Annotated in this window: 14 protein-coding genes and 2 pseudogenes; 11 read left to right on the top strand and 5 right to left on the bottom strand. The window is 68.9% G+C overall.

Annotated elements, in window-relative coordinates; translation table 11 throughout:
• Window positions 1–37 precede the first annotated feature (37 nt).
• Window positions 38–610: pseudogene (locus ACFZDL_RS37385) on the top strand (HEAT repeat domain-containing protein); the annotation flags it as partial.
• An 80-nt stretch (window positions 611–690) separates the two neighbouring features.
• Here the strand turns inward: ACFZDL_RS37385 and ACFZDL_RS37380 are convergent.
• Entirely contained in the window at window positions 691–984 is a 294-nt protein-coding gene (locus ACFZDL_RS37380; protein ID WP_391193479.1) for an ATP-binding protein, read from the bottom strand.
• On the opposite strand from ACFZDL_RS37380, the pseudogene ACFZDL_RS37375 reads away from it, so the two are divergent.
• The 6 genes and pseudogenes from ACFZDL_RS37375 to ACFZDL_RS37350 form a co-directional block, all read left to right on the top strand.
• Window positions 974–1361 (top strand): annotated as a pseudogene (locus tag ACFZDL_RS37375) (FAD-dependent monooxygenase); the annotation flags it as partial. The gene ACFZDL_RS37380 and the pseudogene ACFZDL_RS37375 overlap by 11 nt on opposite strands.
• Before the next feature lie 577 nt (window positions 1362–1938).
• The gene (locus ACFZDL_RS37370; protein WP_353595058.1) at window positions 1939–2370 is read left to right on the top strand and encodes a hypothetical protein; all 432 of its coding nucleotides are present in this window, start codon (window positions 1939–1941) and stop codon (window positions 2368–2370) included.
• A 102-nt stretch (window positions 2371–2472) separates the two neighbouring features.
• Window positions 2473–3756 carry a hypothetical protein gene (locus tag ACFZDL_RS37365; protein ID WP_353595060.1) on the top strand — a complete coding sequence of 428 codons (1284 nt, stop codon included), beginning with the start codon at window positions 2473–2475 and terminating at the stop codon, window positions 3754–3756.
• Complete coding sequence (locus tag ACFZDL_RS37360; protein WP_353595061.1) at window positions 3753–4319, top strand: hypothetical protein; 567 nt, start codon at window positions 3753–3755, stop codon at window positions 4317–4319. Before ACFZDL_RS37365 ends, ACFZDL_RS37360 begins: the two co-directional genes overlap by 4 nt.
• Complete coding sequence (locus tag ACFZDL_RS37355) at window positions 4316–5056, top strand: ATP-binding cassette domain-containing protein (RefSeq protein ID WP_353595062.1); 741 nt, start codon at window positions 4316–4318, stop codon at window positions 5054–5056. The genes ACFZDL_RS37360 and ACFZDL_RS37355 overlap by 4 nt, the downstream gene beginning before the upstream one ends.
• 182 nt (window positions 5057–5238) lie before the next feature.
• The gene (locus tag ACFZDL_RS37350; RefSeq protein ID WP_353595064.1) at window positions 5239–5526 is read left to right on the top strand and encodes a GntR family transcriptional regulator; all 288 of its coding nucleotides are present in this window, start codon (window positions 5239–5241) and stop codon (window positions 5524–5526) included.
• 24 nt (window positions 5527–5550) lie between these two features.
• Here ACFZDL_RS37350 and ACFZDL_RS37345 read toward each other — a convergent pair whose 3' ends face one another.
• Window positions 5551–6237 (bottom strand): maleylpyruvate isomerase N-terminal domain-containing protein, encoded by a 687-nt coding sequence (locus tag ACFZDL_RS37345; RefSeq protein WP_353595066.1) that lies wholly within the window; start codon window positions 6235–6237, stop codon window positions 5551–5553.
• A gap of 158 nt (window positions 6238–6395) precedes the next feature.
• On the opposite strand from ACFZDL_RS37345, the gene rox reads away from it, so the two are divergent.
• From rox to ACFZDL_RS37325, 4 genes are all read left to right on the top strand, one after another.
• Window positions 6396–7823 carry a rifampin monooxygenase gene (gene rox, locus ACFZDL_RS37340; RefSeq protein WP_353595067.1) on the top strand — a complete coding sequence of 476 codons (1428 nt, stop codon included), beginning with the start codon at window positions 6396–6398 and terminating at the stop codon, window positions 7821–7823.
• Window positions 7824–8348: 525 nt separating this feature from the next.
• On the top strand, window positions 8349–8798 hold the full coding sequence (locus ACFZDL_RS37335) for a MarR family transcriptional regulator (protein WP_391193468.1): 450 nt from the start codon (window positions 8349–8351) through the stop codon (window positions 8796–8798).
• Window positions 8795–10255, top strand: coding sequence for an MFS transporter (locus ACFZDL_RS37330; RefSeq protein WP_353595068.1), 1461 nt, complete (start codon window positions 8795–8797; stop codon window positions 10253–10255). The genes ACFZDL_RS37335 and ACFZDL_RS37330 overlap by 4 nt, the downstream gene beginning before the upstream one ends.
• 23 nt (window positions 10256–10278) lie before the next feature.
• Entirely contained in the window at window positions 10279–10842 is a 564-nt protein-coding gene (locus tag ACFZDL_RS37325) for an isochorismatase family cysteine hydrolase (RefSeq protein WP_353595169.1), read from the top strand.
• Window positions 10843–10858: 16 nt separating this feature from the next.
• On the opposite strand, the gene ACFZDL_RS37320 is transcribed toward ACFZDL_RS37325, so the two are convergent.
• The 3 genes from ACFZDL_RS37320 to ACFZDL_RS37310 are packed head-to-tail and all read right to left on the bottom strand — an operon-like array spanning window position 10859 to window position 13232.
• Window positions 10859–11248, bottom strand: coding sequence for a hypothetical protein (locus tag ACFZDL_RS37320; protein WP_353595069.1), 390 nt, complete (start codon window positions 11246–11248; stop codon window positions 10859–10861).
• Window positions 11249–11295: 47 nt separating this feature from the next.
• Complete coding sequence (locus tag ACFZDL_RS37315) at window positions 11296–12312, bottom strand: alpha/beta fold hydrolase (RefSeq protein ID WP_353595070.1); 1017 nt, start codon at window positions 12310–12312, stop codon at window positions 11296–11298.
• Window positions 12309–13232 carry a zinc-binding dehydrogenase gene (locus ACFZDL_RS37310; RefSeq protein WP_353595071.1) on the bottom strand — a complete coding sequence of 308 codons (924 nt, stop codon included), beginning with the start codon at window positions 13230–13232 and terminating at the stop codon, window positions 12309–12311. Before ACFZDL_RS37310 ends, ACFZDL_RS37315 begins: the two co-directional genes overlap by 4 nt.
• Window positions 13233–13239 lie beyond the last annotated feature (7 nt).

Genomic DNA, 13239 nt, shown 5'->3' with positions numbered 1-13239 from the left:
CCCGTGATCCCATGCCGCCGCTTGACCTTGGAACACGATGCGCGCTCTCCGGGGACTGGAGAACAGCAGCCCGTCAGTGCGGCTGCAGGCGACGCCGGCGGTCGGCACGAACCCGGATTCCCAGTTCATCGACACGCTCATCGAACGATGCGCGATCGAGCCCGAGTTCCACGTGCGGGAAATGCTGACGTGGGCCCTCACCCGCCACGCGTCATCGCTGACGGTCCCCAAGCTCATCGACGAACTCCGCTCGGAGCGTGCGCAGGCACGAAGCCAGGCGTTGCACACGCTGTCCAAGATCGCGGACCGGCAGGCGTGGCCGGCGATCACCCGGACGCTCCTGACCGACCCCGACGACGAGGTGGCGCGGACCGCCTGGCGAACAGCGGTCGTCCTCGTGCCCGAAGGCGGAGAGGCCGAGTTGGCCGGGGTGTTGGCGACACAGCTCGGGCGCGGCGAGCGGGAGACGCAGCTCAGCCTCAGCCGGGCGCTGATCGCGCTCGGTGACGTGATCATGCCGACCCTGCGCACCGCGATGACGGACTCCGACCCTCGCGTGCGTCAGCATGCGATCGCCACGGAGCGGCTGTTGCGCGACCCGGACGCCGGATCGATTTGCGGTGAGTATGAGACAACGACACGCCGACGCCATGGCGTGTCGTTGTCTCATACTCACCGCAAACCGAGCTGTCAGCAGGAGTCCGACGGTTTCGTGCCGATCGAGATCTCGGCCCAGACGGTTTTCCCAGGTGCGCCGCCGGGCCGGGGCGAGACGGCCCGGCGCTCGGCGAGCTGGGAGACGAGGTACAGGCCACGGCCGGTCTCGGCGTCCGGCCCGGCCGTGGTGAGCGCGGGCAGCTTCTCGGCCGGGGTGTCCGACACCTCGATCCGGATCACGGCGCCGTGGTTGGCGGGCGGTGCGATCAGGCGTACGTGGAAGTCCCGCCCGGGCGCGCGGCCGTGGTGTACGGCGTTGGTGGCCAGCTCGCTGGCGATGAGGTCACCGCGCTGGCTGTCCCGCTTCGGCTACTCCACCCGGCTGGCCGAGCGCTATCGGACCGGCCGTGCTGCTGGCCTGCGACGCGGCGCACATCCACCCGCCGATGGGCGGACAGGGCCTCAACCTCGCATCCAGGACACGCGCAGACGGAGCTGATGTCCCCGAGCCGGGTCCGCAGGCAGTACGCCGACTGCTGTCGGATCTGATGGCCTTCGAGGACGTGAATCGCTACCTGATTGAGAAGATCGTCGCGATCGGGATCCGCTACGACTTCGGCGAGGGGCATGAACTGCTCGGTCGGCGGAGGCGTGACGTGACACTGAAGCAGGGTCGCCTCTATGAGCTGATGTCCGGCTGGCGAAGACCAGCAGGATCTGCTCAGAGCTGGTTGCGTCGGTGGCTCAAGGAGACGTAAAACAACGAGGAGCTCACCGCTACGCAGATAGTCGATGGCGGGTGTCCACCGCCACCGGCCACCGCACCGAGGTGCGCGGCAAGCTCCTCGTCGGCGCCGTGATGGCAGACCGCCGCCTGCGCCACGACGCTCCCTGACGGCTGTCGCCGTTGCGGCGAACGCCCGCTATTGGTGGTGAGGCGAGGCCGGCGTCTGCCCCATCGCCTTTCAGTTCTGCTCCGTGAATTTTCGGCCAAGATGCCAGGTTCAGGACGGGCGGCCTCTGACTGCTTGAGGCGAGCGTCACCTCGCGCTTTTGGGGGCCCCGCTGGCAAGTGGCTCCGACCAGTATCGATCTGGGATCGAGCCGCCCGACTCGCGGAGGGGCGGCGCGGCCGCAGGGTGAGGCGGAGGCAGTTTCCGGACACGTTAACCGATCAGATGATTACGGTCTGTGATTGACGTTCGAACATGCTGTCTGTAGGCTGCGCGATCGATCACTGCTTCAAGGGATCTGTCGTGACAAAAACCTGGGGGGGTAGTCATGTTCAACAAAAGGCGCTTTGCGACGGTTGCTGGGTTTGCTTCCGTAGCGCTTCTGGCTTTAGCGCCCAATGCGCACGCCAACTGGCACAGCACCCTGGACACCGTCGGTGTTGGGTTCGAATCTCGGCGTTGGGAGGACGAGTCGTTCAGTGAGGTCGAATTCCAGTTATGCAAGACGAACTGGAAGAGCGAGAGCACTCACGTCAAGCTGTGGTATGTGCGGGACTACCAGCCCGATGTGGGATTTGATGACAAGCGGTTCACCGACTGTTTCGGCTGGGATGACTACGACTACAGCAGCGTAGGGCAGTGGCACGACCTTCCGCACAGGAATTACTACTTCTCAATCGCCGCGATAGACGACAGCGGGGGCACAAGCCTCCGTATGAGCGCCGATACTGTCATCGTCGACACCACTGCCGCGGATTAGATGTTGGCCGACTGAGCGTCGCGTGGAGGGGCGCCTCGGCCGGGCGCCTCTCCACGTTCATCCGCACTCGTTCACCCCGCCAGACCAGGCCGGAGACAACCCGTGAAACTCCTCACCAGCCTGCGCACCACCAGCGCACTGTGGGCAGCGCCGTTCGCCATCGGCCTGACTCTTTTCTACTATGCCGTCGCCAGAGAGGCCCCGCTCGACGACTACTACAAGTGGGCCCCTTCTGTCGTGGCCGATGCTCTGGCTCCCGTATACGCATTCGCCTATGCGATTGCCTCGGCGCTCGCGGCTTGGGAAAGCAGTCGCCTCAAGAAGGCGGGAATCTGGAGTCTGGCCCCGGCTCGCTCCCGCTATCGAGTCGCGCTCAACATTCTCGGCCCAGTGCTCACCCTGTCCTGGCTCATGTTGGTTCTGCCGACCGTTCTCGGTTTGGTCGACGAGGGGGTTCTGCCGGATCTCCGCAGTCTTCGGCCGTTTTTTCTCGGCCTACTGCTGTGCTTAGCTCACGCCGTGATCGGGTTCGCGGTCGGACTGTACGTGCCACACCTGATCGCCGCGCCTTTGCTGGCCGTGACAGTGTGGGGGAGCGTCTCGTTCTCTGTCACCTCGTCTTCTTTTTGGTACCGCCATGTGTCGGGTCAGTTTTTCGAGCCCCTCATGTTCGGTGAAGTCGCTCCGGTGAGAACCCTGGTCCCGCATGCGTTGTTCACCGGCTCTCTTGCGGTGGCTGCCATGCTGCTGTGGACGCCGATGAGATCGATCGGCCTGCGAGTCCTGCTCGCCGTGGCCGTGGCGGCCGCTGGTACCGCGACCGCCCGTAACATCGTCAATGGTTGGGGGCCGACCGAGCCGGTCGTCGGCGGAGCGGCGCCCATGCGGTGCTCGGGTGCGGCACCGGCGGTCTGTATGCCAACCGTCAACGCGGCTCACCTCCAGACTGTCAGGAGAGACGTCGAGTCCGTACTGAAGGATCTACGGGCCACCGGTGTGCCCCTATCGCCTGACACGATCACCGACACGCTGGGCGACGGGCGTACCCCCAGGCGATCCACACCTCGCGAATGGCGAGTGAATTTCACGCGCGGGCTTGAGGACGGCAACGTCCGGTACCGTCTCGTGAACGCAGCCATGAGCTTCCCCTGTAGCATGCCCGACCCGACCAAGCGCCGAGAGGTGCTGTGGTGGGCAGCTACCGTCACAGGCGAAGAGAAGGCCTACCGGAAGCAATGGCGGGCGAGCCGTGAGGAATTCGATAATGAATCCTCCAACACTGATCGGGTTCGCGCCGAGGTGAAACGAGTCCGGTCTTTGCCGCCTCGCGAGCAGGCCGATTGGGCAGCTCGCGCGAGGGCGACCGCATGCGGTAGAACGCCATGAACTGGTGGCTGAAGGTCCGGCGTGCTCACATCCTTGCGCCGACGACGATCATCCTCTTCACCGTGCTTGTCGCTGTCGTCGGCGATCGCACGATGGTGCTACCGACGTTCACCGCAGGCAGTACTGCCGGCACACGCGTGATGTTGTTCGTCCCTGTGGCGATCACAGTGGGCGTGATGGCCTGCCTTGAGGCGCGTCTTCCTGCGCCGGAACTCGCCAGTACCCGGCATGTGCCACTCCTTGACGCGGGGTTGGCGCTGACTGTGGTATCCACCTGTGTTTGCACCGCATATGCTCTGGGGCAGCCGACCGCCGGGCGTAACGCGCTCTTTCTGACCGGCCTCATGCTCTGCGCCCGCCCGCTGGTCGGGCAAAAAGCTGTCATGATGCCCGTCGCCTGGCTGCTCGCCGTGCTTTTCGTCGGCTACCGCACACCCCAAGACTCCTATCCCTGGGCGATTCTCCCTGAACCCGCTGGTGCCGCGCACGCCACTGCGATAGCCGTGGTGGCATTCACTATCGGTCTGGCCAGCCTCCTGCGCTCCCCGAGGAACACAACGTGACCCTCCGTTTGGACTCCTGTACCTACGCGTACCGACGCTGGCACAAGCCCGTACTCAAAGATCTCAGTTATGAACTACCCGAGCGTGGACTGACCATCCTTCTGGGACCCAACGGGGCCGGAAAATCGACGCTCCTCAAACTCGCCGCCGCCGTTGCCCATCCACGCTCGGGCACTGTTACCCTCGGCCGGCTTCCGTCCCGGACCAAGGTGTACCGCCGGGCCGTGGCGTGGATGCCCCAGAGCATCATCCCCATGCCCACTCTGACCGCTCGGGAATATGTTGCGTACGTGGGCTGGCTCAAAGGCATGAGCCGCGCAAACGCCTGGTCCCAGGCCCGTGAGGCTCTGGCTCGTGTGGAACTCACCGCAGAAGCCGGTACGAAAACATCCCGCTTGTCCGGCGGGCAGTTGCAGCGTGTCGGCGTGGCCGGCGCGCTCGTCCATGGCGCGCAGGTTCTTCTTCTGGACGAGCCCACCGCCGGAATGGACCCCAAGCAGCGCCGGGTGTTCCGAGATATTCTCAGTTCCCTCAGCGGTGAAGTGACGGTGCTCATGTCCACTCATGATGTTGCCGATCTGGCTGAGGAAGCCAACCACGTCACGGTCCTCAATAACGGTCGCATCATCCACCATGGGACCACTGACTCCTTCTTCGCTTACACGCCCAGTGGTACTGCTGCCGGCCGTGCTGCCGAAGGTGCCTACACCGCCCTCCTTGCGGCGAGCGGTCGGTGACTCACCCGACAGTGCTGCTGAAGCTCGCAGGAAGACCGTGCCGTTCCGCTCACCGCGACACATTCTCAAGCTACGCAGCCCGACTGTGCGGTGAGTCCGAGACGGCGCCGCCGCGGGCCCTGCATTCGGGGGCCCGCGGTGACGGTGTTCTAGGATTTCCGTGAGCAGGCAAGGAGTTCTTCGTGGGTGAGCCGCGATACGTGGTGATCGCCGGCGACCTCATGAACAAGATCGCCGCCGGAAAGTGGCCCGTGGGGGAGTTGCTGCCCACCGAGTCCGAGTTGGCCGCCGAGTACCGTGTCTCGCGCGAAACGCTGCGGCGGGCGTTGAAGCGCCTGGAGCTGGGCGGGCTGATTTCCCGGCACCCGGGAACCGGCACCCGCGTGGAGCGTTTGGAGCCCGTGGCCGCGTTCACCGCGCAGCTGGGGAGTGTCGAGGAGTTGACCCAGTACGGCGTGGGCCACCGCTGACGCGGGGCCCGCACCGGGGCGGCGTCAGCCCAGCGTGAGCCACTGGATACCGAGCCGCTCGACCTGTGCGGCCTCCGTCGCGTTGAGCGCCGCGCGACCGGTGGCCTTGTGCAGGAAGGTCGGCTCGTCCCAGCCCAGTTCACGTACCGCTTCCAACTGGTGGCCGGACCCGAGCAGAAGCTCACGCACAACCATCCCGGCCTCCGCGGTCAGCCACGGTTCGCATCCCAGCGCCTCAGCCACATCCAGGCCGTGAACCGCGACCTCCACCACCCGGGTGATCAGGAACTCCGAGAGCAGCATCGCGTCGCCGTGGCGCGTCCTGACGACACGGTTGTCCGGTTGGTCCCGGCACAACCGGTCCACCCGCTGCCACGTCGCGGCGAAATCGTCGGCGAGAGCGGCGCCGTTGGCGCACTCTGCCGCGTGGTTGCGGGCCAGGTCGATGCGGGCGGTGTTCGTCTGCGGGCTGAAGCGGTCGTCGGGCCGGTAATACTCCACCGCAGTGACCTCGGCGCTGTCCGGAGCCGGGCTGTCCAGCATCTGCGGCAGCCAGGCGATCACTATCCGTACATGCCCCAGCAGCTCGCGAACGGACCAGGGCTCACACCGCGTTGGCCGATCCCACTCGGCCTCGGGCAGCCCGGCAACCGCCTTGGTGAGCTCCGCCGCTTCGACGCGGAACGCCTCCAACACCCGGTCCTGATCCATGCCGATCAAACTAACAACAAAAGGCGAGGAGAACACTCTCCCCGCCACTTTCAACCTATAGCGCACTGGGGGCCTTGCGGCAAGGCCCCGGTCGTGGCGCAGAATCCTCCGCCGAGGCCAGAACGCCGACGTTCCATTTCGTGGCATGGGGGATTTTTGTGATTGACGTGATCATCGCCGGTGGCGGGCCGACCGGCTTGATGCTGGCCTGCGAGTTGCGGCTGCACGGCGTGCGCGTGCTGGTGCTGGAGAAGGAGGCGGAGCCGCCCGCGTATGTCCGTTCGCTCGGACTGCATGTGCGCAGCATCGAGGTGATGGACCAGCGCGGGCTGCTGAAGCGGTTCCTGGCTCACGGCAAGCAGCACCCGCTCGGGGGTTTCTTCGCCGGTATCACCAAGCCGTCGCCCAGTCGGCTGGACACCACGCATCCGTACGTCCTCGGTATCCGGCAGCCCGTGACCGAGCGCCTGCTGGCCGAGCGTGCCACCGAGTTGGGGGCCCAGATCCGGCGGGACTGCGAGGTGGTGGGGCTGAGCCAGGACGAGCACGGGGTGACGGTCGAACTGGCCGGCGGCGCGTCCCTGCGCTCGCGCTACCTCGTCGGTTGCGACGGTGGCCGCAGCACGGTGCGGAGGCTGCTCGGCGTCGGGTTTCCCGGCGAGCCCTCCAGGGCCGACACGCTGGTGGGCGAGATGGGGGTGGCTGTGCCACAGGAGACGGTGGCCGCCGTGGTGGCCGAAGTCCGCAAGACCCAGTTGAGGTTCGGTGTCGGGCCTTTCGGGGACGATGTGTACCGCGTCGTTGTGCCTGCCGAGAAGGTGGCCGAGGACCGCTCCGTCCTGCCGACTCTTGAGGAGTTCAAGCGACAGTTGCGGGCGTACGCGGGCACCGATTTCGGTGTGCACTCACCGCGCTGGCTGTCCCGCTTCGGCGATGGCACCCGGCTGGCCGAGCGCTACCGGACCGGCCGGGTGCTGCTGGCTGGTGACGCGGCGCACATCCATCCGCCGATGGGCGGGCAGGGCCTCAATCTCGGCATCCAGGACGCGTTCAACCTCGGCTGGAAGCTGGCCGCCGAGGTGGGCGGCTGGGCGCCGGAGGGGCTGCTGGACAGTTATCACAGCGAGCGGCACCCCGTGGCCGCCGATGTGCTGGACAACACCCGTGCGCAGGCGGAGCTGATGTCCACGGAGCCGGGGCCGCAGGCGGTACGGCGGCTGCTGTCCGAACTCATGGACTTCGAGGACGTGAACCGCCACCTGATCGAGAAGATCATCGCGATCGGGGTCCGCTACGACGTCGGCGAGGGTCATGAACTGCTCGGTCGGCGGATGCGGGACGTGGCGCTGAAGCGCGGGCGCCTCTACGAGCTGATGCACGGCGGGCGAGGACTGCTGCTGGACCAGACCGGCCGGCTCTCGGTGGCGGGCTGGGCGGACCGGGTCGACCACGTCGTCGATGTCAGCGAGGAACTGGACGTGCCCGCCGTGCTGCTGCGGCCGGACGGCCACGTGGCATGGGCGGGCGACGACCAGCAGGACCTGCTCGGCCACCTGCCCACGTGGTTCGGTGCTGCTCTCGCTTGAGAGTTCACAGGGTTCGCCGCACACCGCTGAAACCCCGTACGACGCGGACCCGCACCGGCGGGGCTCGCGTCGGCCGTGCTCGCTGCCGGAATGTGCCCCGTGGGGGAGTTGCTGCCGACCGAGCCCGAGTCGGCGGCCGAGTACGGCGTCTCGCGGGAGACGTTGCGGCGGGCATACCGAGGTCACCGGACTGGCCGAGGGTCCAAGGCAGGTGTGGTGACCTCGGTCCGGCGGGGCCCCGGCCACGCTGACGAGGTTGTTTCCTGGGCGGGGTGTATCTGGGCCCCAAAGACGCCAAGGCCGTCGCCGGGGATGTGGAGGAGGGCCGCCAGCTGATCGCCGACTGGGTGCCGAGCGCATCGGCGAGCTGTGCGACCCCGCCCGCTGTCTGGGCAGCGCGGTCGCGATGACCCGCGGCGTCGTCGGCACGAATGAGACAGCCCCCAATTGAACAGTCCAGGCTGTCCAGCCAAAACTAATCAGCCTAGGCTGGACAGCCTGGACTGAAGAAATTATCGTGGGGGCATGACGGAGACCCCAGGCGACATGTCCGCCTCCGCCCTGCGCGCCGCGTACGAAATCCGTGTCGTGGCCGGGCGGCTGCGGCGGCGGCTCAAGGAGACGTACGACAACGAAGAGCTCACCCCCACGCAGACGTCCGTGCTCAGCAGGCTCAGCAAGGACGGCCCCGCGTCGACCAGCGATCTGGCGGCGGCCGAGCGCGTACGGCCGCAGTCGATGGCAGCCACGCTCGGTGTGCTCGACGAGCGCGGGCTGATCCAACGGCGGCCCGACCCCGACGACGGGCGGCGGCAGCTGATCTCGCTGAGCGAGAGCGGCACCGCGTACGTGGACGACAAGCGGCGGGCGGGGGAGGGGTGGCTCGCCAAGTCGCTCGAATCCGGCTTCACGGAAGAGGAGCGGCAGACCATCATCGAGGCCATGGCCCTGCTGGACCGGCTCGCCCACACATGATCGCGCGGCTCAGGTCGCTCGTTTCGCTCGGGCAGCTCGGGTCGCTCGCGCGGCGGAGGGCCGGGAGGGAGACGCGGGACGCCTTCGACCGGAGGCTGCTCGCGCCGATGATCCTGGGTTCGGTGCTGAACCCGGTCAACTCCACCATCGTCGCGGTGGCGTTGGTGCCGATCGGCGTCGCGTTCGGGGCGCCGCCGGCGCAGACGGCGTGGCTGGTCTCCGCGCTCTATCTGGCCACCTCGATAGGCCAGCCCGTGGTGGGGCGGCTGATCGACCTCTACGGGCCGCGCCGGCTCTTCCTCGCCGGGATGTCGCTGGGCGGGATCGCGGGGCTGATGGGGGTGCTGGCCCCGAATCTGGGTGTGCTGATCGCCGCGCGGGTGGTGCTTGGGTTCGGTACCTGCGCGGGCTATCCGGCGGCGATGTATCTGATCCGGGGCGAGGCCGAGCGGACGGGGCGGGCGAGCCCCGCCGGGGTGCTGACCGCGCTCGCGGTCGCCAACCAGACCGTCGCCGTGATCGGGCCGTCCCTGGGCGGGCTGCTGATCGGCGTGGGCGGCTGGCGCACCACCTTCGCCGTCAACATCCCGCTGGCGGCGGCCGGGCTGGTCCTCGGCGCCCGGCGGCTGCCCAAGGCGCCCCCGGTGGAGCGCGGTGACGGGGGGCGGGTCGGGCTGGACCTGGCGGGCATGGGGCTGTTCGCGGCGATGCTCGTCTCGTTGCTCGTCTTTCTGATGGAGCCGCGGGCCGACCGCTGGTATCTGCCCGTGCTCGTGGCGGTGGCGGCGGCCGGATTCGCGGTGCGCGAGCTGCGGACGGCGCAGCCGTTCATCGATCTGCGGGTGCTCGGCGGCAATCGGCCGCTGGTCCTCACGTACGGGCGTGCCGTCCTGGCCTCCGTCGTGTCGTACGTCTTTCTGTACGGCTACCCCCAGTGGCTGGAGGAGGGGCGTGGGCTGAGCGCGTCGCAGGCGGGGCTCGCGCAGTTGCCGGTGTTCCTGGTCGGGATCGCCGTCTCCACCGTCACCGGCCGCCGCACCGAGGTGCGCGGCAAGCTCCTCGTCGGGGCCGTGGGGCAGATCGCCGCGTGCGCGACGATGCTCCTGCTGGGCCCGCACAGCCCGGTGTGGCTGCTGATCGCCGTCGCGCTGCTCTTCGGCGTGCCACAGGGCCTGAACAACCTGGCCCTGCAGAACGCGGTGTACCACCAGGCCGACCCGGAGCGGATCGGGTCCTCGGCCGGGCTGATGCGCACCTTCTTCTACCTCGGCGCGATCGTCGCCTCCAGCGCCTACGGCGCCTTCTACGGCGCCCGCGCCGACACCGGCGGCCTGCACGGTCTGGCCTGGCTCATGCTCGCCGTCGCCGCCGTGTTCCTGGCGGTCACGGCCGTGGACCGCTCGCTGGGCCGGATCGGGGCCGACGACCGGTCTCCTTCTGCCCAGCGCCTTCCCTGATGAACAGCATTGAAAGGTTGAGTCTGCACGTGAACGACAACACCGCCCTGCTCGTGATGGACGTCCAGGAGGGCATCGTGGCCCAGGTCCAGGACGACCCGGACTACCTGTCCCGGCTGAGCCGCGCCATCGATGCCGCCCGGCGGGCCGGCATCCCGGTCGTGTACGTGGTCATCGGCTTCCGCTCCGGCCACCCCGAGGTGTCGGACCGCAACCGGATGTTCAGCGCCCTGCCCCCGGGCGCCTTCGCCGAAGGCGACCCCCACGCGGCCATCCACCCCGACATCGCGCCCCGGCCCGGGGAGGTCGTGGTCACCAAGAAGCGGGTCAGCGCCTTCACCGGCAGCGATCTGGAGCTGGTCCTGCGGTCCGCCGGGATCACCCGTCTCGTCCTCACCGGCCTCGCGACCAGCGGCGTCGTCCTGTCCACGCTGCGCCAGGCCGCCGACCTCGACTACCGGCTCACCGTGCTGGCCGACGGCTGCGGCGACCGCGACCCGGAGGTCCACCGGCTGCTGATCGAGAAGGTGTTCCCGTGGCAGGCCGAGATCAGCACCGTCGACCAGTGGGCCGCGGCGCTGGGGTGAGTACGCTCGGCGGCCGCTAGGTTTCCGAAGTGCCGTCCGGCGGCGTCCCGGGCGTCCCGGACGGCAGCGTCCACACGGCGGCCCAGCAGCACCCCCGCACCACGAAGGCCCCGGCCAGTGCCCACCACACGCTGTTCAACCGGACCTCGGACAGCCAGGCGATGAGGTACCACACCAGCGTGTCCTGAGTCAGGCCGACGACGGCCAGGATGGGCAGCAGGACCCCTTGGTGCGGATCCTTGGGGGTGGCCCAGACCGCGGTGCTGATGCCCGCGAAGAGGATGAACGCGAAGATGTAACCGAACAGCGGGGACGTGCCGGTCTCGTCGAGCGTTATCCCGGGCAGCGCGGCGGCCAGCGCGACTCCGGGGACCAGCCCCAGCTGCTGTCTTCGGATGTCTTTCATGATCGGGACTCTGCCAGGCCATGCCACGCCCGGGAATACTCCGACGATCAGGAAATCGTCACATTCAGCACCCCGGACATCCAGTCGGCAGCCGCGAACAGCCAGTCCGCCCGGGCGTTGCCCAGCAGATGGTCGCCGTGGGGGACGAGCAGGTACTCGCCGCGCGGTGCCAGGCGGGCCAGTGGCTCCCCGCAGGTCACTCCCGCGATGTCGTCCCGGCCGCCGTCGACCACCAGGAGCGGGCAGGCGATGCGGGGCGCCGGCTCGGACAGGTCGACCCGGTCGACGAAGTCGCGGGCCGCCCGGGTTCCTCCGGCGCGCCGGGTGAGGATGTTCCGGAGCGCGGGCGGCAGGGCTTCCCAGTCGAGGCGGAAGGGGCCGCTCACGGTGGCGGCGGCGGCCACGCGGGGGTCGTGGGCGGCGCTCCGCGCGACGTAGTAACCGCCCAGGCTGAGGCCGATCAGCCCGACCCGGTCGACGCCGAGCGCGTCCACGACCTGGCCGATGACCTGGTGATAGTCGGGCCGGATCGTGGTGGCGGCCGCGAATGTGCCCTGCCCGGGGCCGTCCATCGTGAACACGGCCAGGCCTCTGCGCAGCAGCGCCGAGGTGACCGCGTGGAACTCCTCCTTGCCGGAGTCCAGGCCGGGCACGACGACGACGGTGGCGGGCGCGTCGGCAGGGCCGCGGAGCCAGCCGGCGAAGGCGGGCCCGTCGAGTCGGCGGGCGCCGGGTTCCAGAATCTCCAGCGCACGGCGCATCGCGGCATCGGCCTCGGCAGCCGCCTCTGCGGCGGCCTCGGACTCGGCCGTGGTCCGGTCCGTGTACGGGCCCAGGGTGGCGATGTGGAACCAGCGCGCCGCCACTTGGTAGTGCTCGCCCGCCGAGATCGGGGAGGCGGCCTGCTCCGCGCGTACGAGGTGGCGACGAGCGGCCCGCGTGAACGCCTGTGCCCAGTCGTCGACCGAGGCCAACTCGGCGGTGACACGGTGGTATTCGTGCGGGTCAAGACCGGCGCCGGTGGCGCGCGTCAGATTCTCCGCTGCGAGGTCGGCGACGTTCACGACAGCACCCCCGTGGTGAGGACCGCCTTGCCGCGGATGCGGCGCTCCCGCAGGTCGACCAGGGTCTCGGCGGTCTTCGCCCAGTCCGTGGTGCGGCCGATCTCCGGGTGCAGCCGCCCGCCACACACCAGGCGCACCAGGGTGGCCAGGTCATCGCCGTACGGCGGTCCCGCGTAGTGGAAGTGGCGGATGACGGCGCCTTCCGGGCCGTTGAGGAGATCGAAGAAGTCCAGCGTCGCCGGGGTGCGGCTGGCCTGGCCGAACCAGATCAGCGTGCCGCCCGCGACCAGTTTCGACAGCGCGACCGGCAGGCCGGCACCGCCGGTGGATTCCAGCACCACGTCGAACGGCCCCCGCGCCTCCGCCACCTCGTGCACGGCCGCCGCGGCGCCCAGAGCGCGCAGCCGCTCGGCGCGCGACGCGGTGGCGGTCACCACCGTGACCTCCGCGCCCGCGGCGGCGGCCAACTCGGTGACGTAGTGGCCGACGCCGCCCGAGGCGCCGGTCACCAGCATCCGCCTGCCCGTCACGCCGCCGGCGGTGCGCAGCAGCCGCAGGGCGGTGATGCCGGCCAGCGGCAGGGCCGCGGCGTCGACGGCGCTGATGGATTCGGGCAGTTCGGCGAGCGAGTGGGTGGGCACGGCCGCGTACTCGGCCCACCCGCCCCGGGGCGGATGGCCCACCACGCGCGTGCCGACCTGCGGGCCGGAGCCGTCGGCGGCCGCCTGCACCACCAGCCCGGCGATGTCCTTGCCGGGCAGCAGGCCCGGCTCCGGCCGTTCCAGGAGGAACGTCTCGCCTCGGTTCGGCGCGAACGCCTCGACACGGATCAATGCCTCGTCCGGCGCGGGGACGGGCTGGGCGTCCTCGGTGAACTCCACCGGGCGCGCCGGATCTCCCGTGGGGATCAGTCTCTGCATGCGGATC

The organism is Streptomyces sp. NPDC007917, assembly GCF_042959105.1.
In the GTDB taxonomy this organism is placed as follows: domain Bacteria; phylum Actinomycetota; class Actinomycetes; order Streptomycetales; family Streptomycetaceae; genus Streptomyces.
This window is presented reverse-complemented; position numbering and strand designations above follow the sequence as displayed.

Bases quoted from the DNA above. Each gene is read 5' to 3' on its own strand.
- ACFZDL_RS37345 (WP_353595066.1), bottom strand. From the start codon at position 6,237: ATGGATCAGGACCGGGTGTTGGAGGCGTTCCGCGTCGAAGCGGCGGAG.
- ACFZDL_RS37320 (WP_353595069.1), bottom strand. From the start codon at position 11,248: ATGAAAGACATCCGAAGACAGCAGCTGGGGCTGGTCCCCGGAGTCGCG.
- ACFZDL_RS37335 (WP_391193468.1), top strand. From the start codon at position 8,349: ATGACGGAGACCCCAGGCGACATGTCCGCCTCCGCCCTGCGCGCCGCG.
- ACFZDL_RS37330 (WP_353595068.1), top strand. From the start codon at position 8,795: ATGATCGCGCGGCTCAGGTCGCTCGTTTCGCTCGGGCAGCTCGGGTCG.
- ACFZDL_RS37370 (WP_353595058.1), top strand. From the start codon at position 1,939: ATGTTCAACAAAAGGCGCTTTGCGACGGTTGCTGGGTTTGCTTCCGTA.
- ACFZDL_RS37310 (WP_353595071.1), bottom strand. From the start codon at position 13,232: ATGCAGAGACTGATCCCCACGGGAGATCCGGCGCGCCCGGTGGAGTTC.
- ACFZDL_RS37360 (WP_353595061.1), top strand. From the start codon at position 3,753: ATGAACTGGTGGCTGAAGGTCCGGCGTGCTCACATCCTTGCGCCGACG.